The sequence below is a fragment of the Streptomyces sp. NPDC013157 genome (genome assembly GCF_042899865.1).
Taxonomy (GTDB): Bacteria; Actinomycetota; Actinomycetes; order Streptomycetales; family Streptomycetaceae; genus Streptomyces.
On the sequence record NZ_JBIBAK010000002.1, the window covers coordinates 773,901 to 795,708 of the forward strand.

Below are 21,808 nucleotides of genomic sequence, written 5' to 3' on the forward strand. Positions count from 1 at the left end.
GGCCTCCGGGTGCGCGGCACCCGGAGGCCGAAGCCGTGCTCAGAACTTCGCCGCCACCCAGGCGGTCAGCTCCGCCTTGGCCGCGTTCAGCAGGGTGGAGCCGGGCGAGGTCGCCCCGTTGGTCACCAGCGCGAAGTGCAGCACGCCGGAGTCCGAGTCGGTGAGCAGCAGTCGGCGGCTGCCCGTCCCACCCGGTTCCGCGGCCACGCCGACCGGGGTCGCGGACGTGTAGGACGGGGGCGCATAGGCCGTGCCCAGGTCGGAGACGACCGTCGTGGAGGCGGTCGGGAAGGAGGCCGGGAGGTGGAGTTCGGTGGGTGCGGTGGCGCTGCCGGAACGCCAGACCTGGACGGCGTACTGTCCGGAGCCGACCAGCGCGGCCACGTTCGGCAGCGAGCTGGGCACCGGGTTCCAGGTCAGGGTCGTGGAGCCGTCCCGGGAGCGGTCCTCGTAGGTGAAGGCGAGGGTGGAGCCCGAGGTGGCGGACGGGTAGATCCGGTCGAGCAGCCGGGCGTCCTGACGGAGCGTCACGGTGCCCGAGTCGGTCATGTTCACGGCCGAGAGGTCCTCGTCGTTCCAGGCGTCGCCGGAGGTGAGGACCTTGTCCGGGTTGTCGTTCATCAGCTCGTGATGGCGGCCGTTGTAGATGTCCCACTGCCACTGGGTGCCGGAGAGGACCGGTCCGGAGGAGGCCGGGGTGGACCACCAGTTCGCCCCGGAGAGGCGGGAGTCGAGTGCCTGGTACATCGCCTTGTCGACGGTCGGCGCCTTGCCGGAGGTGGTGCCGGACAGCGGGTGCCCGAACTCGCTGACGACCGCCGTCGTCCCGGCGGCCGAGGCACGGTCCCGGATGGTCCCGAAGTCGGTGCTGTACTGGCCGTCGGAGGCGTTGCCCCACATCAGGATGCCGGAGATGGCCTTCTGGTCGTAGAAGTGGGTGTTGAAGACGTACCGCGAGCCGAGCGTGCCCGCGTCGAGCAGTCCGCCTTCCTGGTTGGTGACGTTGCCGTTCCAGTAGAGGTTGGGCTCGACGAGGGCGGGCTTGGAGGTCCAGCCGGCCGCGTCCATCCGGGCCCGGAACTTCTGGTAGAAGGGCCACAGCCGGTTCTGCTCCCAGGTGCGGGAGGTCTCACCGGAGTCGTAGGAGCCGGCGTACGGCTCGTTGTAGGGGTCGAAGCCGACGACGCCCGCGAACTCGTCGGACGTCAGGTGCCCGGCCAGGTAGGTCATGGTGGTCTGGGCGGTGGCCAGGAAGTAGTCCTGGAGGCCGTAGTTGTTGTGCCAGAAGTCGTACTGGGCCTTCTGGACGGCCGCGTTCTGGGTGATGTTCTGGCCCCAGAAGAGGCAGATGCCGCAGGACTCGGCCGGGTAACCGCCGAGCGCGACCGCCCACTTGGGAGCGCCGTCGCCGGTGTACCAGCTGCCCGAGTTGAACAGGTAGCGGGAGTACAGGTCCTGGTGGAAGTCGGGGAAGACGCGGATGCCGGCGTCGAGGAACGCCTGCATCTGCGCGGTCACGTTGGCGAGATAGGTGGTGTCGACCTGGCCCTGGACGGGTTCGGCGTGCGCCCAGGAGAGCAGGAAGCGTACGGCGTTGCCGCCGCCGAGGGCGCGCAGCGCGGTGGCGGACTTCCTCGCGTCGGCGACCGAGGCGAAGGGCAGGCCGCTGTTCTCCTCCAGCTTGGTCTCGCCGGAGACGTTGTAGCCGCGCAGCACGACCTCACGGCCCTGGCCGTCGACGAAGCGGCCGTTCTGCACGGTGAGCGCGGTGCCGTCGAACGAGAGGGAGTCGGACGGGGTGGCTGCGGTGGCGGACGGGGTGCCCGCCACCGCGAGGAATCCGCAGAGGACAACCAGGACAACGATCAGTCGTGCCCGGATATTCGTCATGTCCATTACAGTCCGGTGATTTCCGGACACAGTCAATACTTCTGACTCACGAGTAAGTTGAGTACCGGTTCCCTCAGCCGGTCACTCGGCCGGTCACGTTCAACAGGTACTCCTTGCGGCTCAGCGGGTTGTGGTCGGTCCGCGACCGCTCCGGGACCGGCCCCCGCACCACCGGCGCGTAGTGGTCGAAGGCGGTCTCCAGCTCGCCCTCGCCGCGGGTCAGCCCCGGCAGCCGTTGCCCCAGTCCGTGCACCCGGGCCGCGGGCACCGCGCCCTCCAGGACCGCGAGCGTGCCCTCGGTCCCGGTCCGCTGCGGCACCGCGCCGAGTCCGGCGAGCACCGGCAGCAGTGCGCCCAGCGTGTCCGCGGGGGCCTCCAGGCGGAAGCGGTGCATCGGCTCGTGCACCAGGGTGCCGGCCCGCCGCAGCGCCTCGGTGAGCACCAGCGGGGTCAGTCCGCGGAAGTCGTGGCCGGTGCTCGACATGCTCTTGTCGAAGCCCTGGTGGGCATGGCTCTGCCGGGGCGAGTAGCCGGAGTGGGTCATGGTCACCGTGCAGTCCGGGATCCGCCAGCCGTGCAGCCCCTGGCCGAGGGTCTCGCGCACGGTGTCCTCGACGGCCTTGAAGAAGGCGTACGGCATCGAGCCCAGCTCCACCTCCAGGCGGAAGCCGACGCCCGCCCCCGGAGGGGCCGGCTCCACCCGCAGGCCGACCGTGGCCAGGAAGGGGTTGTCGTCCTTCTTGTTGAACTCGACGGCGGCTCCGGTACCGGTGAGGCGTTCGACGCAGATGGTGGTCGTCTCCCGGAACGCGACGTCGAGGCCGTACTCGTCGGCGAGGGTCGCCTGGATCACCTCCTTCTGCACCTCGCCGTAGAGGGAGACGGAGGTCTCCTGCCGCGCCTCGTCGTGCCGGACGTCGATCAGCGGGTCCTGCTCGGCGAGCTGGGTGAGGGCGACATGCAGGGAGCGGCGGTCGGTGCCGGGGCCGGGGACCACCACGGTCTCCAGGGTCGGGGGCGCGAAGTGGTGCTCGTACGCCCGTCCCGGCAGCCCGAGGGCGTCGCCGATGCGGATGCCGGCCAGCCCCCACACCTTGACGATCCGCCCGGCACCGGCGCGGTCCCGCCGGAGGTCCGTACCGCCCTCGAAGACGCTGAGCCCGGTGACCCGGCCCTCCGGCCGGTGGCCGGCGGCGGCGCGGTTCCCGAACGGGATCCGGTCCCGGACTCCCAGGGTTCCGGAGAAGAGGCGCGCGTAGGCGACCTTCTCCCCCGCCGGGCCCCGCTCCACCTTGAAGACCGTGCCGGAGAACGGGCCGGCCGGGTCGCCGTCGGCGGCCGGGAGCAGCCGCTCGATGCCGGCGATCAGGTCGGGCACGCCGGCGCCGGTGACGGCGGAGCCGAAGTACACCGGATGGACCACGGCCCGCCGGGTCTGCTCGGCGAGGGCCGCGTGCAGCCGGGGCTCCGGGGCACCGCCGTCGAGGTAGGCGGCGAGCAACGCGTCGTCATGGTCGGCGAGCACGTCCAGCGCGGCCGGGCCGAGGCCGGGCAGGAAGCGGGCGGCCCGCGTGCCGAGCCCGGCGGCACGGCCCATCGGGACGAGCGGCACGGCGAGCCTGCGGGCCAGCTGGCCGAGGACGGCGTCGTCGCGGGCGCCCCGCCGGTCGATCTTGTTGACGAAGACCAGCGTGGGGATGCGCAGCCGCCGCAGGGTCCGCATCAGGACCCGGGTCTGCGCCTGGACGCCCTCCACGGCCGACACGACGAGGACCGCGCCGTCCAGAACCCCGAGAACCCGCTCCACCTCGGCGATGAAGTCCGGGTGGCCCGGGGTGTCGATGAGGTTGACGGTCACGCCGTCGAGCGGGAACGACACGACGGCCGACTTGATGGTGATGCCGCGCTGCCGCTCCAGGGCGAGGGTGTCGGTGCGGGTACTGCCGTCGTCGACGCTGCCGAGCTCGTCGGTGACGCCGGCCGTGTGCAGCAGCCGTTCCGTCAGAGTGGTCTTACCTGCGTCGACGTGCGCGAGAATTCCGAGACTGAGCATGTGCACTGAGCGTGATGTCCTTCGGCATGGGGGGGATTCCTTCCTCGGTGGACATGCACGCAGCGCGCATCGGTGGCCCTCTCTCTGTGACGTCGTGTGAGGAGCAGTGCAGCAGGACGGACCCGTCCGCAGCAATGGATTAACGCTCAACAAAAGCCCCGCCGCAGCACTCGCCGCCCTCCCGGCACGGCTCTAGAGTGACCTACATCACGTCGCCTGGCTGAAATCCCTCGTTTCCGCCGCACGGTCTGGAGGCCACATGACCCACATCAAGGTGACGGTGGACGGCACGCCCTACGAGGACGAGGTGGAACCCCGCCTGCTGCTGGCCCACTACCTGCGCGACCGTCTCGGCCTGACCGGCACCCCGATCGGCTGCGACACCTCGAACTGCGGCGCGTGCACGGTCGACCTGGACGGGGCGACCGCCAAGAGCTGCTCGGTGCTGGCCGTCCAGGCGGACGGCTGCACGGTGACCACCGTCCAGGGGCTGGCCACGGACGGGGAGTGGACGGCGCTGCAGCGGGCGTTCCACGAACGGCACGGCCTGCAGTGCGGCTACTGCACCCCAGGGATGATCATGGCGGCCCGCGATCTGCTGAACGAGAACCCGCACCCGTCCTCCGACGAGGTCAGGCAGGCCCTGGAGGGCAACCTGTGCCGGTGCACCGGCTACCAGAACATCGTCCGCGCGGTGCTCGCCGCCTCCGGGCAACAGGTACCCGAGGAGGCCACGGCATGACCGGCCAGGCCGTAGAAGCCGCAGCACACGAGATCGGCCGCGCCCGGCTGCGCAAGGAGGACGCCCGGCTGATCACCGGCCAGACCAACTGGACCGACAACATCCAGGTCGCCGGACTGCTCCACATGGCCGTCCTGCGCAGCCCGATGGCGCACGCCCGCATCACCCGCGTCGACGTCTCCCCCGCCCTCGAACGCCCCGGTGTCGTCGCCGCGTTCGCCGGCGCCGACCTCGCCGAGGGCCTGGGTTCGCTCCCCTGCGCCTGGCCGGTGACCGAGGACATCGTGCTGCCCGACCACCCGCCGATCGCCGTCGACGAGGTCCGCCACGCCGGCGACCCGGTGGCCGTCGTGGTGGCCCGCGACCGGTACGCCGCAGCAGACGCCCTGGAGGCCGTCGAGGTCGACTACGACCCGCTGCCCCCGGTGCTCGACCTGGAGGCCGCCCTCGCCGACGACGCCCCGCTGGTCCACGCCGACAAGGGCACCAACCGCTGCTACACCTGGCCGCTCGCCACCGGCGAGAGCTTCGACTCCGTACGGCAGCGCGCCGACGTGACGCTCAAGCGCCGCTACCACCAGCAACGGCTGATCCCGAACGCCATGGAGCCGCGCGCGGTCGTGGTCACCCCGATCGCCGCCTCCGGCGAGTACACGGTCTACTCGGCGACGCAGATCCCGCACATCCTGCGGATCATGCTGGCCACCGTCACCGGCGTCCCCGAGCACAAGCTCCGGGTGATCGCCCCGGACGTGGGCGGCGGCTTCGGCTCCAAGCTCCAGGTGTACGGCGAAGAGGCCGTCGCACTCGCCGTCGCCCGCAGGCTGGGCCGTCCCGTGAAGTGGACGGAGTCCCGCTCCGAGGGCTACCTCGCCACCCACCACGGCCGCGGCATGATCCAGGACGTCGAGGTCGCCGCCACCCGCGAGGGCCGGCTGCTCGGCCTGAAGGTGGACCTGACCGCCGACATGGGCGCCTACCTGATGCTGGTCACCCCGGGCATCCCGATCCTCGGCGCCTTCATGTACCCGGCGATCTACAAGATGGACGCCTACGACTTCACCTGCACCGGCGTCTTCACCACCCGGACGCCCACCGACGCCTACCGCGGCGCCGGGCGCCCGGAGGCGACCTTCGCCATCGAGCGGATCATGGACGAGCTGGCCGCCGAACTCGGCCTGGATCCCGTGGAGTTGCGGCGCCGGAACTGGATCCGGCACGAGGAGTTCCCGTACACCTCGATCGCCGGGCTGACCTACGACAGCGGCAACTACGAGGCGGCCACCGAGAAGGCGCTCGCGCTGTTCGGGTACGACGACCTCCGTGCCGAGCAGCGCAGACGCAACGAACGCGGCGACCCGGTACGCCTCGGCATCGGTGTGTCGACGTACACCGAGATGTGCGGGCTGGCACCGAGCCGGGTGCTGCGCGATCTCCGGTACGCGGCCGGCGGCTGGGAGGCGGCGAGCATCCGCATGCTGCCCACCGGCAAGGTCGAGGTGGTGACCGGCACCAGTCCGCACGGGCAGGGGCACGAGACCTGCTGGAGCCAGATCGCGGCCGACGTGCTGGGCGTGCCGTTCGAGGACGTCGAGGTGGTGCACGGCGACACCCAGTCCTCCCCGCAGGGCATGGACACCTACGGCTCGCGGTCGCTCGCCGTCGGCGGCGAGGCCGTGCACCGGGCGGCGACGAAGGTGGTCGAGAAGGCGCGGAAGGTGGCCGCGCACCTGCTGGAGGCCAGCGAGCAGGACCTGGAGTTCACGGACGGCGTGTTCGCCGTGAAGGGCTCGCCGGAGGCGCGCAAGACCATCCAGGAGATCGCCTTCGAGGCGTTCACCAGCCACGACCTGCCCGACGGCGTCGAACCGTCCATCAACGCCGAGACGGTGGTCGACCCGGAGAACTTCTCCTACCCGCACGGCACCCACCTGTGCGCGGTCGAGGTCGACACGGAGACCGGGAAGACGACGATCAGGTCGTACGTCTGCGTGGACGACGTCGGCCATGTCGTCAACCCGATGATCGTCGAGGGCCAGGTACACGGCGGTCTCGCACAGGGCATCGCGCAGGCGCTGTACGAGGAGGCCGTCTACGACGACGAGGGCAACCTCGTCTCCGGGACCATGGCCGACTATCTGGTGCCGTCGGCGGCGGACCTGCCGGACTTCGTCACCGACCGGACGGAGACCCCGGCGGCCTCGAACGCCATGGGGGTCAAGGGAGTCGGCGAGGCCGGGGCGATCGCGTCGACGCCCGCGGTGGTCAACGCCGTGGTGGACGCGCTGCGTCCGCTGGGCGTCACCGACGTACGGATGCCGTGCTCGCCGCACCGGGTGTGGCAGGCCGTGCGGGCCGCCCGCGCCGGCCGGGGCGGTGCCGGCGAGGAGACCGGCGGGACCGGTCCGGCGCAGTCGGGCCAGTCCGGGCAGGCCGCCCGCTCGGGCGACCTGGGCCAGTACGGTGAGGAGGGTTCCGCATGATTCCCCCGACGTTCGACTACACCCGCCCGGCCACCGTCGACGAGGCGGTGGGCGCCCTCGCCGACGCCGGCGAGGAGGCCAAGGTGCTGGCCGGCGGGCAGAGCCTGCTGCCGCTGCTGCGCCTGCGGCTCGCCTTCCCGGAGCTGGTGGTGGACGTCGGCCGGATCCCGGAGCTGCGCGGGGTCCGCGAGGACGGCGGGATGCTGGCCATCGGCGCGCTGACCACGCACCACGACGTCGTCCACGACCCGCTGGTGCGGCGGCACGCCGGGCTGCTGGCGGCGGCCACGGCCACCGTCGCCGATCCCGCCGTACGGCACCGCGGCACCCTCGGCGGCTCCCTCGCGCACGCCGACCCGGCCGGGGACCTGCCCGCCGTGGCGCTCGCCCTCGACGCCGAACTGGTCGTCGCCGGGCCGGGCGGCCGGCGCACGGTCCCGGCCCGGGAGTTCTTCGTCGACTACCTCCAGTCGGCGCTCGCGCCCGACGAACTCCTGCTGGAGGTGCGGATCCCGAAGACGGACGGCTGGGGCTTCCACTACGAGAAGTTCCACGCGGTCGCCCAGTCCTGGGCCATCGTCGCGGTCGCCGCGCTGGTGCGCCGTGAGGACGGGCACATCGCCGAGGCACGCATCGGGCTCACCAACATGGGCTCCACCCCGCTGCGGGCCGCGGCGGCCGAGCAGGCCCTGTCCGGTGCAGACGGCCCGCAGGCCGTGGCGCGTGCCGCCGAGGCCGCCGCAGAAGGCACCCGGCCTTCCCAGGACCTGTCGGCCTCGCCCGAGTACCGGGAGCACCTCGCCCGGGTGCTGACCAGGCGGGCCGTGCTGACCGCCGCCGGAATGGGGTGAGCGCCGATTCCCCCGATGGACGACCCGGAGCAGGTGGGGGGACGCCTGGCGGAGACGGGGTACCTCGCCGACGAAGGGCTGGCCGTCACCTGCTTCCTGGCCCTCAGACTGCACCGGCCGCTGTTCTGCGAGGGTGACGCCGGCGTGGGGAAGACCGCGCTCGCCGCCGCCCTCGCGGAGGCGCTGGGCGCACCGCTGATCCGGCTGCAGTGCCACGAGGGCATCGACGCCTCCCAGGCCCTGTACGACTGGGACTTCCCGCGCCAGCTGCTGCACCTGCGGGCCGCCGAGGCGGCGGGCGTCCAGGACGCGGACCGACTGGAGAGCGAGCTCTACGACCGGCGCTTCCTGATCGCCCGGCCCCTGCTGCTCGCCCTCCAGCAGCATCCCTCGGTGCTGCTGGTCGACGAGATCGACCGTGCCGACGACGAGTTCGAGGCGTTCCTCCTCGAGCTGCTGTCCGAGTACTCGGTCACGATCCCCGAACTGGGCACGCTGCGGGCCGAGGTGCCGCCGGTGGTGGTCCTGACCTCGAACCGGACCCGCGAGGTGCACGACGCGCTGAAGCGGCGGTGCCTCTACCACTGGTTCGACCATCCCTCCTTCGCCCGCGAACTGGCCATCGTGCGCAGCCGGTTGCCCCAGGTGTCGGCCCGGCTGGCCGAGCAGGTCACGGCCCTGGTGCAGGCGCTGCGCGGCGCGGACCTGGTCAAACCGCCGGGAGTGGCGGAGACGCTGGACTGGGCGGAGGCGCTGGACGCGCTCGGGGCGAGCGAGGTGGACGCCGAACTGGCGGTGGCGACGCTGGGTTCGGTGCTGAAGTACCGGGAGGACACGGAGCGGGCGCGCGGGCTCGATCTCTCGGCGGTCCTCGCGGCCCGGGGCGGGTGACCGGACATGGACGCGGCGCTGTCGAGGACGGCCGGCGTGCCGGCGGATGCCGTACTGCTCGGATTCGTACGGGCGTTGCGGGCGGCGGGGGTGGACGCGAGCGCGGAGCGCGGGTACGCGTTCCTGCGCGCCGTGGCCGCCCTGCGGCCGGGAATGCGCCCGGACGTGTACTGGGCGGGACGGGCGACGCTCTGCGGCGGCCATGACGACCTGGAGCGGTACGACAGAGTGTTCGCCGCGTACTTCGGCCCGTCCGCCGCCCCCGCCCGGCAGCCGGTGCGCACCGCTCCCCCGCCCCGGCTGCGGCTGGTCGCCCGCGAGACGGCCACGGCACCCCGGACCCGCGGTGAGAGCGAGCCGCCGGGCCCGCCCACCGCCGTCCTCGCCAGCTCCGCCGAAGTGCTCCGGCACCGCGACGTCACCGAGCTGGACCCCGCCGAACGCGACCAACTGCGGCGCCTGCTGGCCGCGTTCACCTTGCAGGGGCAGACCCGGCGCTCGGCGCGGCGCCGGCCGGCCCGGCGCGGGGAGGTCGATCCGCGCCGTACGGTACGGGAGTTGCTGCGGCGCGGCGGGGAACCGGCCCTGCTGCGGCGGCACGCACGGGTGGCGCGGCCGCGCCGGGTGGTGCTGCTCGTCGACGTGAGCGGTTCGATGGGGCCGTACGCCGACGCGCTGCTGCGGTTCGCGCACGCGGCGGTGCGCGCGGGCCGCACCGAGGTGTTCACCGTCGGCACCCGGCTGACCCGGGTGACCCGCGAACTGTCGCACCGGGACCCGGACCTGGCGATGGCGGAGGTCGCGGCGGCCGTGCCCGACTGGCGTGGGGGGACCCGGCTCGGCGAACTGCTGCGCGAGTTCCTCATCCGGTGGGGGCAGCGTGGCATGGCACGGGGCGCGATCGTCGTCCTGCTCTCGGACGGCTGGGAACGCGGCGACCCGGAGCTGCTCGGGCAGCAGATGCGCCGACTGCACGCCCTGGCCCACCAGGTGGTCTGGGCGAACCCGCGCAAGGCACGGCCCGGTTACGCGCCGCTGGCGGCCGGGATGGCGGCGGCGCTGCCCAGCGTGGACGCCTTCGTGGCGGGGCACAGCCTGGCTGCGCTGGAGCGGCTCGCCGCCGTGGTGCGCGGGGCACGGGCCGGCGGCGCGCCGGGGAGCGGACCGGGGAAGGGAGCGGATGGTGCGTGAGATTCTGCCGACGCTGGCCGGCTGGCATGCGGCCGGGATCCCGTTCGGTCTCGCCACGGTGGTCGCGGTCAGCCGCAGCGCGCCGCGCGGGCCCGGTGCGGCCATGGCCGTGGGTCCTGACGACGAGGTGGTGGGCAGTGTGTCGGGCGGCTGTGTCGAGGGCGCCGTCTTCGAGCTGGCCCAGGAGGTCGTCGCGAGCGGCGAGCCGTCGCTGCGGACCTTCGGCTACAGCGACGAGGACGCGTTCGCGGTCGGGCTGACCTGCGGCGGAGAGATCACCCTGCTGGTCCGGCCGGTGACCGCCGGCTCCGACCCGGCGTTCGGCGCGGTGGCCGGGTCGGTCGCCGCCGGCGAGCCGGTGACGGTGGCGACGGTGGTGGACGGACCCGCACCGCAGGGCGCCACGCTCGCCGTCTGGCCGGACCGGACGGCCGGGACCCTCGGCACGACCGGCCTCGACGTCGCCGTCACCGCCGACGCACGCGGCGAACTCGCGCTCGGTGCCTCCGTCCTGCGGCACTACGGCCCGCACGGCGAACGCCGCGAGGACGCGGTCACCGTGTTCCTCCAGTCGTTCGCGCCGCCGCCCCGGATGCTGGTCTTCGGCGCGATCGACTACGCGGCCGCGGTGGCCCGCATCGGCGACTTCCTCGGCTACCGGGTCACCGTCTGCGACGCCCGCCCGGTCTTCGCCACCCCGAAGCGTTTCCCGGCCGCCGTCGAGGTCGTCGTCGACTGGCCGCACCGCTATCTCCGCGGCACCGCCACCGACGACCGCACGGTGATCTGCGTCCTCACCCACGACCCGAAGTTCGACGTGCCGCTGCTGGAGGAGGCGCTGCGCCGGCCGGCCGCCTACATCGGGGCGATGGGCAGCCGCCGGACCCACGACGAACGGCGTGCGCGGCTGGCCGAGGCCGGTCTGACCGAGGCCGAACTGGCCCGGCTGCGCTCACCGCTCGGCCTCGACCTCGGCGCGCGTACCCCGGAGGAGGTCGCCGTGTCCGTCGCGGCCGAGATCGTGGCCCTGCGCTGGGGCGGCAGCGGCGCGCCGCTGGCCACGACCACCGGCGCCATCCACGCATCCGCCGTCCGCTGACTGCCAGGAGGAGTGAGTCATGGAACTGCACCACGAGTTCACCGTCCCCGTGCCGGTCGACGAGGCCTGGCCGGCGCTCCTCGACATCGAGCGGGTCGCGCCGTGCCTGCCGGGCGCCACCGTCGAGGACTACGACGGGAAGACCGTGACCGGCTCGGTGAAGGTCAAGGTCGGCCCGGTCACGGTGACCTACCGGGGTACGGCGGTGTTCGAGGAACAGGACGAGTCGGCGCACCGGATGGTTCTTGCGGCCAGCGGCCGGGAGACCCGCGGGCAGGGCACGGCCAGGGCCACGGTCACCGGCACCCTCACCGAACACGGCGACGGCACGGCGGTCTCGGTGCGCACGGACCTGACGGTGACAGGCCGCCCGGCCCAGTTCGGGCGCGGGGTGCTGTCCGAGGTGGGCGACCGCCTGGTGGGCCAGTTCGCGGCCTGCCTGGCGGAGCGTCTGGCCGAACGGCGGGACGACACCCCGGAACCGGCCGACGAGCAGGAACCGGAGCCGCTCAACCTGCTGCGCACGGCGGGCCTGCCCGTGGCCAAGCGCGTGGCGGCGACAGCAGCGGCGGCCGCCCTGCTCGCCTGGGCACTGACAAGGCTACGGCGGAGGCGCCGCCCTTCCCCACACCGATAACGACACCGCCCGCCCCTCCCCCACACCGCGCCACCGCGACCCCAGAAACACGACCAACCGATGCCCGGCCACGGCCGGCGCCACCAGGGCCGCGACGGCGAGCAGGGTGGCGGTCACCGCCTCGGCCGGGCGGGCGTGTTCGATGAACGCGTACGTCACCGCCGGCAGCGCAAGGCCGCCGAAGACCATGCCGGGGAGGTCGAGCCGCGGCGCCCGTTCGTCGACGCTCTCCGTCACCACGGCCGCCGACCAGGCCAGGGCGAGGAGCACGATCGGCACATCGACCAGGAGAAGACGGCCCGCCAGCCGAGCGCCTCCGTCAGCGCGCCACCGAGCAGCGGCCCGGCCGGCAGCGCCAGGCTCCCGATGCCCGCCCACACCCCGATCGCCCGGGCGCGCGGCCGGTTCCCGAAAGGCCCGGCCGATGATGGCCAGCGTGCCCGGCAGCAGCAGCGCGGCACCGACGCCCTGCGCCACCCGCGCGGCGACCAGCACCGCCACGTCCGGGGCGAGCCCGCACGCCGGCGAGCCGGCTCCGAACCCGGCGAGCCCTGCCGGCACGACTCTGCGATGCCCGTACCGGTCCCCGGCGGTGCCGCTGGTGAGCATCAGCGAGGCGAGCGCCAGCGCCCAGCCATCGACCACCCTCCCCCAGAGGGGGTGCCCCCAGGTCCGCCGACACCCGCGCCGGGCTCATCGCGCGCCGGAGCGGCGTTGCCGGTGTGTCTGCCATGCGTTGCGGGTTGCCACCCCGCACCGACACGCCCCTCTGATCGGCCGTCTCCTGCCTCCCCCGCCGCAAGCCGGTCGTCAGCGGGGCGGCAGCCGGTGGAGGGTCACCTCGGTGAGGGCGCCGCCGGTGACGGTCGCCGTCAGGTAGGTGCAGTGCGGCTGGCGGCGGCGGTCGGTCGGGGAGCCGGGGTTGAGCAGGCGCAGGCCGCCCGGGGCCGTGGTGTCCCAGGGGATGTGGCTGTGGCCGAAGACCAGGACGTCCAGGTCCGGGAAGCGGGCGGCGCAGCGGGCCTCGCGGCCCTGCGCGGGACCGGTCTCGTGGATCACCCCGAAGCGCAGGCCGCCCAGGTCGGCGTAGGCCACCTCGGGGAGCCGGGCGCGCAGGCCCGGGCCGTCGTTGTTGCCGTACACCCCGACGAGCCGGCGGCTGCGGCTCTCCAGCAGGTCGAGGGTGGCCTCGTCGACCCAGTCGCCGGCGTGCAGGACGACGTCCGCGCGCGGGAGTTCGGCGAGGAGCTGGTCCGGGAGCCGCCTGGCGCGCAGGGGGAGGTGGGTGTCGGAGGTCAGGAGCAGGCGCACCGGGCCAGCCTAGGTCACGGGACCCGGGAAGATCTTCAGTCAAGACTTAACAGTTTCGACTGGACAGTTCCGACTGGACAGTTCCGGCTGCCGGTTCTACGGTGGACGCATGGCAGAGATCTCCGATTCCGCGACCCGTGCGGCACGCGACCTGCGCGTGATGTTCAGCCGGCTGCGCCGCCGCATCCGGGAGGTCGCCCAGGACGCGGACCTCACCCCGTCGCAGGAGTCGGCCCTCACCCTGGTGTCGAAGCACGGCGCGGCCACGGCCAGTGCGCTGGCCTCCGCCGAAGGGGTGCGCCCCCAGTCGATGGCCGCCACCCTGGCCGCGCTCGACCAGCAGGGGCTGATCCGCCGCAGCCCCGACCCGAGCGACGGCCGCCGCCAGCTGGTCACCCTGACCGAGGCCGGCCAGGCCCGCGTCGAGGGCAACCGGCAGGCGCGTGACGAGTGGCTGGCCCGCGCCTTCCAGGACCGGTACACGGACGACGAGCGCCGGACCCTGCTCACCGCGATCGAGCTGCTCGAACGGCTGTCGCGCCCGTGATACCGAGGCTCGCCGCAGGAACCCGCAAGGACACCCGCCCGGCCCCCGCCGGATTCGACCGGCGGCTGATCGCGCCGATGGTCCTCGGGTCCGTACTGAACCCGATCAACTCCTCGATGATCGCGGTGGCCCTGGTGCCGATCGGCATCGCCTTCGGGGCCCCGCCCGCCGAGACGGCATGGCTGGTCACCGCGCTGTACCTGGCGACCGCCGTGGGCCAGCCGGTGATCGGCCGGCTCGTGGACGTGTACGGGCCGCGCCGGCTCTACCTCGTCGGTACCGGCCTGGTGGGCGTCGCCGGGCTGATGGGCGCGCTGGCACCCACGCTGGGCGTGCTGATCGCGGCGCGGGTGCTGCTCGGCTTCGGTACGTCGGCGGCGTACCCGGCGGCGATGCGGCTGACCCGCAGCGAGGCCGAGCGCACCGGGCAGGACAGCCCGGCCGGGGTGCTGACCGCGCTCGCGGTGTCCGCCCAGACGGTGGCCGTGATCGGTCCGACGCTGGGCGGGATTCTGATCGGCGCCGGCGGCTGGCACCTGGTGTTCACCGTCAACGTGCCGCTCTCCGCGGCCTGTCTGGTGCTCGGCGTGAAGTGGCTGCCGAGGACCGCGGCCGCCGCGCACCGGCAGCGCATGGACCTGCCCGGCATGGCCCTGTTCGCCGTCCTGCTGGTCTCGCTGATGCTGTTCCTGATGAGCCCGCGGCCCGGCCGCTGGTACCTGCCGGCGCTGGCCGTGGTCACGGCCGCCGTCTTCGCGGCCCGGGAGCTGCGGGTGCCCGACCCGTTCGTCGACCTGCGCGTCCTCGGCGGCAACGTCCCGCTCGTCGTCACCTACGCGCGCCAGTTGCTCGCGTACACCACCTCGTACGCCTTCCTGTACGGCTACACGCAGTGGCTGGAGCAGGGCCGCGGACTCGACGCCTCCACCGCCGGACTCGCCCTGCTCCCGCTGTCGGCCGCCGCGCTCGTCACCGCCACGCTCACCGGACGCCGGGAGGCCGTCCGCGGCAAGCTGGTCGTCGGCTCCGTGCTGCAGATCGCGGGCTGTGCGGCCCTGCTGCCGGTCGGCTCCGGCAGCCCGGTCTGGCTGCTGCTCGCGGTCGGCGCGCTGCTCGGCATCCCGCAGGGCCTGCTCGGACTCGCCGGGCAGACCGCGCTGTACCGGCAGGCCGACCCGGAGCGGATCGGTTCCGCCGCCGGACTGCTGCGCACCTTCATGTACCTCGGCGCGCTGGGGGCCTCCGCCGCCACCGCGGCGTTCTACCCGCACCGCGCCGACACGGGCGGGCTGCACGGCCTGGCCCTGTTCATGCTCGCCGGCTCGGCACTGCTGCTGGCGATCACCCTGCCGGACCGCTCCCTGGCCCGGCTCACCCCCGAACCCCGTCAAGCCCCCCGAAAGGCCTGAGCCACCCCATGTCTCTGAGCACGCTCGACCCGCGCACCGCCCTTGTCGTCATCGACCTCCAGCAGGGCATCGTGGGCATGCCCACCCAGCCGCACACCGGCCCCGAGGTGGTGGCCCGCACGGTGGAGCTCGCCGACGCCTTCCGCGCCCAGGGCCTGCCCGTCGTCCTGGTCCGGGTCTCCTTCGCGGCCGACTTCGCCGACGCCGTCCCGGGCCGCACCGAGCGCCAGGCGCGCGGCCTCGCCTTCCCGGAGGGCTGGGACGCCGTCGTCGACGAACTCTCCGGCCACCCCGGCGACATCCGGGTCACCAAGCACAACTGGAGCGCCTTCCACGGCACCGACCTCGACGTCCAGCTGCGCCGCCGGGGCGTCACCCAGATCGTGCTGGCCGGCATCGCCACCAGCATCGGCGTGGAGTCCACCGCCCGCGACGCCTACGCGCACGGCTACCACGTGACGCTCGCCACGGACGCCATGGCCGACGGCGACGGCGAGGCGCACCGGGGCAGCGTCGAGCGGATCTTCCCCCGGCTCGGCGAGTCCGGCAGCACGGCCGAGGTCCTGGAGCTGCTCGCCAAGACCCACGGCTGAACCGGCCCCATCGCCGGGACCGGCTGCCGGGGCCGCCGCGGAAGGTGCCCGGGAAGCGTTCTGATGCGCCGCAGGGCGGCCGATGCGCTCGATGAGCCGTCGGCCGCCCTGCGGTGCGCTGGTGCTGAAGCGTCCTACGCGGACAGCTCCTTGCGGATGAGCGGCAGCCCCTCCGCCAGGGCCTGCCGCCAGTCCCGCAGCGGTTCCAGACCCACCTCGGCCCACCGGTCGTGCCCGAGGGCGCTGTAGGCCGGGCGGGGTGCCGGGCGGACGAACGCCTCGCTGGTGGTGGGGCGCACCCGCTCCGGGTCGGCACCGAGCAGGCGGAACACCTCCCGGGCCAGCTCGCACCAGGTGGCCGCACCGGAGTTGGTGCCGTGGAAGACGCCGTGCGCCCGGTCGTCCCGGCCCAGGCGGGGGCCGAGGTCGGCGATCCGGGCGGCCAGGTCGGCGCTCCAGGTGGGCTGGCCGCGCTGGTCGTCGACGACGTCGAGGGTGTCCCGGCGGGACTCCAGCTCGATCATGGTGCGCACGAAGTTCTTCCCGTGCGTGCCGTACAGCCAGGCGGTGCGGACGACCGCGCTGGCGCCCGGGAGTTCCGCCAGGACGGCCCGCTCGCCCGCGAGCTTGGTGCGCCCGTAGACGGTGCGCGGGGCCGTCGGATGGTCCTCGGGGTACGGGGCGGTGCGGGCCTCGCCGTCGAAGACGTAGTCCGTCGAGACGTGGACGAGGCGGGCGCCGTGCCGGGCGGCGGCGCGGGCCAGCAGGCGCGGGCCCTCGCCGTTGATCAGCAGCGCCCGCTCCTCGTCGGTCTCGGCGTCGTCGACGGCCGTGTACGCGGCGCAGTTGACCACCAGGTCGGGCCGGTGCGCGGCGAGCGCCGAGTCCACCGAGCCGGCACTGGTGATGTCGAGGTCGGCCCGGCCGAGGGCCACGGCCTCCTCACCCCGGCGGGCGAGTTCCTCGGTCACGTCGTGGCCGAGCATGCCGCCCGCTCCGGCGACGAGCCACTTCATCAGCGCTTCTCCTGCTCCTTGCGGGACTCCAGGGCGGCGCGCTCCTTGAGCGGCTCCCACCAGTCCCGGTTGTCGCGGTACCAGGCGACGGTGTCGGCGAGGCCGGAGGTGAAGTCGTGCTTGGGGGTGTAGCCCAGCTCGTCGTGGATCTTGCTCCAGTCGACGGAGTAGCGCCGGTCGTGGCCCTTGCGGTCGGCGACCCGGTCCACGCGCTCCCAGCCGGCGCCGCAGGCTTCCAGCAGCAGACCGGTGAGCTCCTTGTTGCTGAGCTCGGTGCCGCCGCCGATGTTGTAGACCTCGCCGGCCCGGCCGCCGGTGCGGACCAGGTCGATGCCCTGGCAGTGGTCCTCGACGTGCAGCCAGTCGCGGACGTTGCTGCCGTCGCCGTACAGGGGCACGTTCTTGCCGTCGAGCAGGTTGCTCACGAAGAGCGGGATGACCTTCTCGGGGAACTGGTGCGGCCCGTAGTTGTTGGAGCAGCGGGTGACGCGGACGTCCAGGCCGTGGGTGCGGTGGAAGGCCAGCGCGAGCAGGTCCGAGGAGGCCTTGGAGGCGGAGTACGGCGAGTTCGGCTGGAGCGGGTGGCTCTCGGGCCAGGAGCCGGTCTCGATGGAGCCGTAGACCTCGTCGGTGGAGACGTGCACGAACGGGCCGACGCCGTGGCGCAGGGCCGCGTCCAGGAGGGTCTGGGTGCCGACCACGTTGGTGCGGACGAACGCGCCGGCCCCGTCGATGGAGCGGTCGACGTGCGACTCGGCCGCGAAGTGCACGACCTGGTCGGCCTCGGCCATGAGCTTGTCGACCAGCTCGGCGTCGCAGATGTCGCCCTGCACGAAGGTCAGCCGGGGGTGCGACTCGGGCAGGTTCGTCAGGGTGCCCGCGTAGGTGAGCTTGTCCAGCACGGTGATGTGCGGCGCGTCGGGCGCGTCGGCGGCGAGCAGGCCGCGGACGTACGTGGAGCCGATGAAGCCGGCGGCGCCGGTGACGAGGAGATTCATGAACGGATCTGCACCTTGCTGTGGTCTCCGAGAACGAGGCGGTGGGCGCTGGGGGTGCCGGGTGCCGGGGTGACCTCGACGTGCCGGCCGATCAGCGAGGACTCGATCCTGCCCACCCCGTCGATGGAGGAGTCCCGCAGCACTATGGAGAACTCCAGCTCACTCTCGGTGATCCGGCAGTTCTCGGCGACCGACGTGAAAGGGCCCACGTACGAGTCGCTGACGACGGTCCCGGCGCCGATCACGACCGGGCCGACGATCCGGGAGCCGGTGACCCGCGCGCCCGCCTCGACGACCACGCGGCCGACGATCTGGCTGGCCTCGTCGACCTCGCCGTCGATGCGCGGCTCCTGGGACTCCAGGACGGTCCGGTTGACCTCCAGCATGTCGACGACGTTGCCGGTGTCCTTCCAGTAGCCCTTGATCACCGTGGAGCGCACGTCGGCACGCTGGTCGATGAGGTGCTGGATGGCGTGGGTGATCTCCAGCTCGCCGCGCCAGGACGGCTTGATGGCGCGGACGGCGTCGTGGATGGCCGGCGTGAAGAGGTACACACCGACCAGGGCGAGGTCGCTCTTGGGCTCCTGCGGCTTCTCCTCCAGCCCGACCACCTGGCCGTCGGCGTCCAGCTCGGCGACGCCGAAGGCGCGCGGGTTGGGCACGTGGGTGAGGAGGATCTGGGCGTCCGGGCGGGTCTCGCGGAACTCGTCGACCAGTCCGCTGATGCCGCCGACGATGAAGTTGTCGCCCAGGTACATGACGAAGTCGTCGTCGCCGAGGAACTCGCGGGCGATCAGCACCGCGTGGGCCAGGCCCAGCGGCTGGTCCTGGGGGATGTAGGTGACGTCCAGGCCGAACTTCGACCCGTCGCCCACCGCCTCCTCGATCTCGGCGGCGGTGTCGCCGACGATCATCCCGACCTCGGTGACGCCCGCGGCGGCCAGGGATTCGAGCCCGTAGAAGAGCACGGGTTTGTTCGCCACCGGTACGAGCTGTTTCGCCGATGTGTGGGTGATCGGCCGCAGCCGGGTTCCGGCACCGCCGGAGAGCACCAAAGCCTTCATTCGCTACACCTTATAGGTGAACATCTGATTGAGACGTTCTTCTGTTTTCCTGACTGGTTACGACAGTATGGCCTCGGTGCGGACGTCATGTGACCACGAGGTGCCCCGTAACGGCATCCCGCCCTGTTTGTCCACTGGTCAGGAGCCCTCCGCCGGCCAGGCTGCCGCCCGTTCCACCTCGGCCTCGATCTCGGCCCTGGAGCGGCCCTCGTCGCGGGCGTACTCGTTCACCGCGGTCAGTTCGTCCCGGGCCAGGTCGCGCCAGGCGCGCAGGGCCGTCTCGTAGGTCTCCGACTGGGCTCCGCCCGACTGCTGCCGGGCCGGTGGCCCGTAGGCGTCCCGCAGTTCGAGGACCTTCTCGTGGGCCGCGTCGGCCGCGCGGTGCTTCGCCACGAGCTCTTCGAAGGTGTGTGCCACGTCAAGGACATTAAGGAGAGTCGGGCCAGGCCGCCTGTCGAGAGCGGTGGAGGTCAGTCCGCCAGGACGAGATCCGCCCATACCTGCTTGCCGCCGCTGGCCGGCACGGTCCCCCAGGCGGTGGACACCGCCTCCACCAGGAGGATGCCGCGCCCGCCGGTGGCCTCCCAGCCGATGTTGGTGGGCTTCACCGGGCTGCGCGGCGAGGCGTCGGCGACGGCGACCCGCAGCCGGTGGTCGACCAGGGTCAGGTCGAGCCGGACGGGTCCGTCGGTGTGGATGAGGGCGTTGGTGACCAGCTCGGAGACGACCAGCAGGGCCACGTCCATGCCCTCGTCGGTCACGCCCCAGGAGCGCAGGGTGCGCCTGCTGAAGCGGCGAGCGTGCCGGGCCGCCTCGGGGACCCGCCACACGGTCCAGCTCTCCCGCAGCGGGCGGACGGCCATGCCGTCGTAGCGCATCAGCAGCAGGGCGACGTCGTCGGCACGGTGGGCGTTGCCGAGCAGGGCGTCGGCGACCAGACCGAGGTGGGCCGGGTCGGAGCCGGCGAGGTCGCGGGCGAAGCGCTCCATGCCGTCGTCGATGTCGGCGTCGGGGGACTCGACCAGGCCGTCGGTGGTGAGTGCGAGCACGGTGCCGGGGCGCAGGCTCAGCTGGGTCATCGGGAACTCGGTCCGGCCGAGCACGCCGAGCGGCGGGCCGCCCTCGGTCTCGGTGATCCGCGTGGTGCCGTCCGGGTGACGCAGCACGGGCGGCAGGTGTCCGGCGCGCACGCACCAGGCGGTGCCGTCCTCCATGTCGACGTCGACGTAGCAGCAGGTGGCGAAGAGGTCGCTCTCCATGTCCAGGAGCAGCCGGTTGGCGTGCGAGACGACCACGTCGGGGGTGTGCCCCTCGGCGGCGTAGGCGCGCAGGGCGGTGCGCATCTGGCCCATGAGGGCGGCGGCGCTCGCGTTGTGGCCCTGGACGTCGCCGATGACGAGGGCGACGTGGTTGTCGGTCAGCGGGATCACGTCGTACCAGTCGCCGCCGACCTCCAGGCCGCCCTCGCTGGTGGGCAGGTAGCGGGCGACGGCCTCGGCGCCGGGCAGCCCGGGCAGCCGGCGCGGCAGCAGGGCGCGCTGGAGCATCCCGACGAGTTCGTGCTCGGCGTCGAAGGCGTGGGCGCGCATCAGGGCCTCGCCGGCGAGCCCCGCGGAGGCGGTGAGCAGGGCGCGTTCGTCTGATCCGAAGTCGTGCGGGGCGTCCCAGCCGATCAGGCAGGCGCCGGCCATCCGGCCGCCGGCGGGCAGCGGAAGGACGGCGAGGCCGCCGGGACCGACCTCGGCGAGGGCGGGCTCCAGCGCGGCCCGGGCGGGCCAGATCTGGGCGCGGCCCTCGCGCAGGGCGGCGGCGAGGGTGGGCATGGCCCGCACCGGGGCGTCGGGCCACTCGCTGCGCCACTCGCTGCGCCACAGCTCGGGCCAGGACTCGGCCTCGGGCGGGTCGAGGACGGTGACGACCAGGCGGTCGTTCTCCAGTTCGGCCAGGGCGATCCGGTCGGCCTTGAGCGGCTCGCGCAGGGCGTTGACGACGGCCTGGCCGACGTCCCTGACCGTGCGGGCGGTGGCCAGGGCGGCGGCGAGCTGCTGCACGCGGGTCACGTCGGTGGCGTCCGAGCGGAGCGTGGAGGCGTCGGCGACGGTGCCGGCCAGCCGGGCCGGGCGTCCTTCGCCGCCGGGCACCAGCCGGCCGCGCAGCCGCAGCCACTTGGGCGGGCCGGACGGCTGGAGGATCCGGAACTCCAGCTCGCGGTCGCCGATGGACATGTGGTCGGCCTCGACGACGGACATCAGGGCGGGCAGGTCCTCGGGCAGGGTGCGGCCCAGCAGCGTCTCGACCTTGCCGTCGAACTCGTCCCGGCCCATCCGGAAGAGGTCGAGGATGCCGTCGCCGACCGCGATCCGGCCGGTATCCATGGCGAGGCTGAAGGCGCCTGCGGGCAGTTCGCCGGTGTCCGCCGCCGCCGGCAGCGGGGCGGGGAGGGCGATCGCCCGGGCCACCAGGTCCAGGCAGGCGCGGTCCTCGGGGCCGAACCCGTCGTCGCGCTCGCTGACGGCCACGAGGAGCCCGGCGCCGCCGGGCACCGGCAGGGCGGCCAGCCAGAACTCCTGGGACGGGGTCCGCCGTGCCTCGGGGCAGCCGGCCAGCTCGTCGGGGGCCAGCCAGAGGGGCCGCCCGGTGCCGTACGCCTCCGCCGCCGGGGACCGTCCGATCGCCGGGTAGGCGTCGCGCAGCCCGTACAGGGTGCGGGGCAGGCCCGCCGACTCGGCGAGGCGCAGCACGGCCCCGTCGTCGCCCGGGGTGTACACCCCGGCGAAGGCCGCGCCCGCGAACACCAGCGCCTGTTCGAGCACGCGGCGGAGCCGATCGGGTGCGCCGGGATCGCCAGTGAGTGTTTCGAGGGCGATTTCGGCGCGATCCGTTCTCGTTCCGCGTATCGCAGCACCCTCACTGACCACGCCGCCATTACAGCGCTTATGAGGCGTCTGCGCAGCCCCTGTGACCGTTCCGTGGAGGGCGGGGCGCCGACGCGCTCGAAACCCACCGAACATGTCTTGACCCGTGCGTTCCGCA

The 21,808-nt window shown here is 73.3% G+C and carries 19 protein-coding genes; 10 read left to right on the forward strand and 9 right to left on the reverse strand.

Features of this window, described 5'->3' with window-relative positions:
* Nucleotides 1-39: 39 nt before the first annotated feature.
* Nucleotides 40-1,896, reverse strand: coding sequence for a cellulase family glycosylhydrolase (locus tag ACFY6U_RS08860; protein WP_390036077.1), 1,857 nt, complete (start codon nt 1,894-1,896; stop codon nt 40-42).
* A 67-nt stretch (nt 1,897-1,963) separates the two neighbouring features.
* Nucleotides 1,964-3,949, reverse strand: coding sequence for a GTP-binding protein (locus tag ACFY6U_RS08865; RefSeq protein ID WP_390036079.1), 1,986 nt, complete (start codon nt 3,947-3,949; stop codon nt 1,964-1,966).
* A 253-nt stretch (nt 3,950-4,202) separates the two neighbouring features.
* Here ACFY6U_RS08865 and ACFY6U_RS08870 point away from each other — a divergent pair, with 253 nt between their 5' ends.
* Genes ACFY6U_RS08870 through ACFY6U_RS08900 form a run of 7 tightly spaced genes read left to right on the forward strand, consistent with a single transcriptional unit; the run spans nt 4,203 to nt 11,837 of the window.
* Nucleotides 4,203-4,685, forward strand: a complete 483-nt coding sequence (locus tag ACFY6U_RS08870) for a (2Fe-2S)-binding protein (RefSeq protein WP_390036081.1) — start codon at nt 4,203-4,205, stop codon at nt 4,683-4,685.
* Entirely contained in the window at nt 4,682-7,168 is a 2,487-nt protein-coding gene (locus ACFY6U_RS08875) for a xanthine dehydrogenase family protein molybdopterin-binding subunit (protein WP_390036083.1), read from the forward strand. The genes ACFY6U_RS08870 and ACFY6U_RS08875 overlap by 4 nt, the downstream gene beginning before the upstream one ends.
* A complete protein-coding gene (locus ACFY6U_RS08880) occupies nt 7,165-8,019 on the forward strand; it encodes an FAD binding domain-containing protein (protein WP_390036085.1) in 855 nt (284 codons plus the stop codon). The genes ACFY6U_RS08875 and ACFY6U_RS08880 overlap by 4 nt, the downstream gene beginning before the upstream one ends.
* 15 nt (nt 8,020-8,034) lie before the next feature.
* On the forward strand, nt 8,035-8,910 hold the full coding sequence (locus ACFY6U_RS08885; protein ID WP_390036087.1) for an AAA family ATPase: 876 nt from the start codon (nt 8,035-8,037) through the stop codon (nt 8,908-8,910).
* Nucleotides 8,911-8,916: 6 nt separating this feature from the next.
* Nucleotides 8,917-10,101: a VWA domain-containing protein gene (locus ACFY6U_RS08890; RefSeq protein WP_390036089.1), complete on the forward strand. Its 1,185-nt coding sequence runs from the start codon at nt 8,917-8,919 to the stop codon at nt 10,099-10,101.
* The gene (locus tag ACFY6U_RS08895; RefSeq protein WP_390036556.1) at nt 10,094-11,200 is read left to right on the forward strand and encodes an XdhC family protein; all 1,107 of its coding nucleotides are present in this window, start codon (nt 10,094-10,096) and stop codon (nt 11,198-11,200) included. Before ACFY6U_RS08890 ends, ACFY6U_RS08895 begins: the two co-directional genes overlap by 8 nt.
* 19 nt (nt 11,201-11,219) lie before the next feature.
* The gene (locus ACFY6U_RS08900; RefSeq protein ID WP_390036091.1) at nt 11,220-11,837 is read left to right on the forward strand and encodes an SRPBCC family protein; all 618 of its coding nucleotides are present in this window, start codon (nt 11,220-11,222) and stop codon (nt 11,835-11,837) included.
* On the opposite strand, the gene ACFY6U_RS08905 is transcribed toward ACFY6U_RS08900, so the two are convergent.
* Nucleotides 11,802-12,482, reverse strand: coding sequence for an MFS transporter (locus ACFY6U_RS08905; protein WP_390036093.1), 681 nt, complete (start codon nt 12,480-12,482; stop codon nt 11,802-11,804). The two genes, ACFY6U_RS08900 and ACFY6U_RS08905, sit on opposite strands and share 36 nt — an antisense overlap.
* A gap of 165 nt (nt 12,483-12,647) precedes the next feature.
* Nucleotides 12,648-13,148: a metallophosphoesterase family protein gene (locus ACFY6U_RS08910; protein WP_390036095.1), complete on the reverse strand. Its 501-nt coding sequence runs from the start codon at nt 13,146-13,148 to the stop codon at nt 12,648-12,650.
* Nucleotides 13,149-13,257: 109 nt separating this feature from the next.
* Here ACFY6U_RS08910 and ACFY6U_RS08915 point away from each other — a divergent pair, with 109 nt between their 5' ends.
* The 3 genes from ACFY6U_RS08915 to ACFY6U_RS08925 are packed head-to-tail and all read left to right on the forward strand — an operon-like array spanning nt 13,258 to nt 15,697.
* Nucleotides 13,258-13,695 (forward strand): MarR family transcriptional regulator, encoded by a 438-nt coding sequence (locus ACFY6U_RS08915; RefSeq protein ID WP_351496810.1) that lies wholly within the window; start codon nt 13,258-13,260, stop codon nt 13,693-13,695.
* On the forward strand, nt 13,692-15,104 hold the full coding sequence (locus ACFY6U_RS08920; protein ID WP_390036097.1) for an MFS transporter: 1,413 nt from the start codon (nt 13,692-13,694) through the stop codon (nt 15,102-15,104). The genes ACFY6U_RS08915 and ACFY6U_RS08920 overlap by 4 nt, the downstream gene beginning before the upstream one ends.
* A gap of 8 nt (nt 15,105-15,112) precedes the next feature.
* Nucleotides 15,113-15,697 carry a hydrolase gene (locus ACFY6U_RS08925; protein WP_390036099.1) on the forward strand — a complete coding sequence of 195 codons (585 nt, stop codon included), beginning with the start codon at nt 15,113-15,115 and terminating at the stop codon, nt 15,695-15,697.
* A gap of 134 nt (nt 15,698-15,831) precedes the next feature.
* Here the strand turns inward: ACFY6U_RS08925 and rfbD are convergent, their stop codons facing one another.
* The 5 genes from rfbD to ACFY6U_RS08950 form a co-directional block, all read right to left on the reverse strand.
* Nucleotides 15,832-16,713 carry a dTDP-4-dehydrorhamnose reductase gene (gene rfbD, locus ACFY6U_RS08930; protein WP_390036101.1) on the reverse strand — a complete coding sequence of 294 codons (882 nt, stop codon included), beginning with the start codon at nt 16,711-16,713 and terminating at the stop codon, nt 15,832-15,834.
* Entirely contained in the window at nt 16,713-17,711 is a 999-nt protein-coding gene (gene rfbB / locus ACFY6U_RS08935) for a dTDP-glucose 4,6-dehydratase (RefSeq protein ID WP_390036103.1), read from the reverse strand. The genes rfbD and rfbB overlap by 1 nt, the downstream gene beginning before the upstream one ends.
* A complete protein-coding gene (locus tag ACFY6U_RS08940; protein WP_390036105.1) occupies nt 17,708-18,775 on the reverse strand; it encodes a glucose-1-phosphate thymidylyltransferase in 1,068 nt (355 codons plus the stop codon). Before ACFY6U_RS08940 ends, rfbB begins: the two co-directional genes overlap by 4 nt.
* Before the next feature lie 138 nt (nt 18,776-18,913).
* A complete protein-coding gene (locus ACFY6U_RS08945; protein ID WP_390036107.1) occupies nt 18,914-19,192 on the reverse strand; it encodes a hypothetical protein in 279 nt (92 codons plus the stop codon).
* 53 nt (nt 19,193-19,245) lie between these two features.
* Nucleotides 19,246-21,693, reverse strand: a complete 2,448-nt coding sequence (locus tag ACFY6U_RS08950) for a SpoIIE family protein phosphatase (protein ID WP_390036109.1) — start codon at nt 21,691-21,693, stop codon at nt 19,246-19,248.
* Nucleotides 21,694-21,808 lie beyond the last annotated feature (115 nt).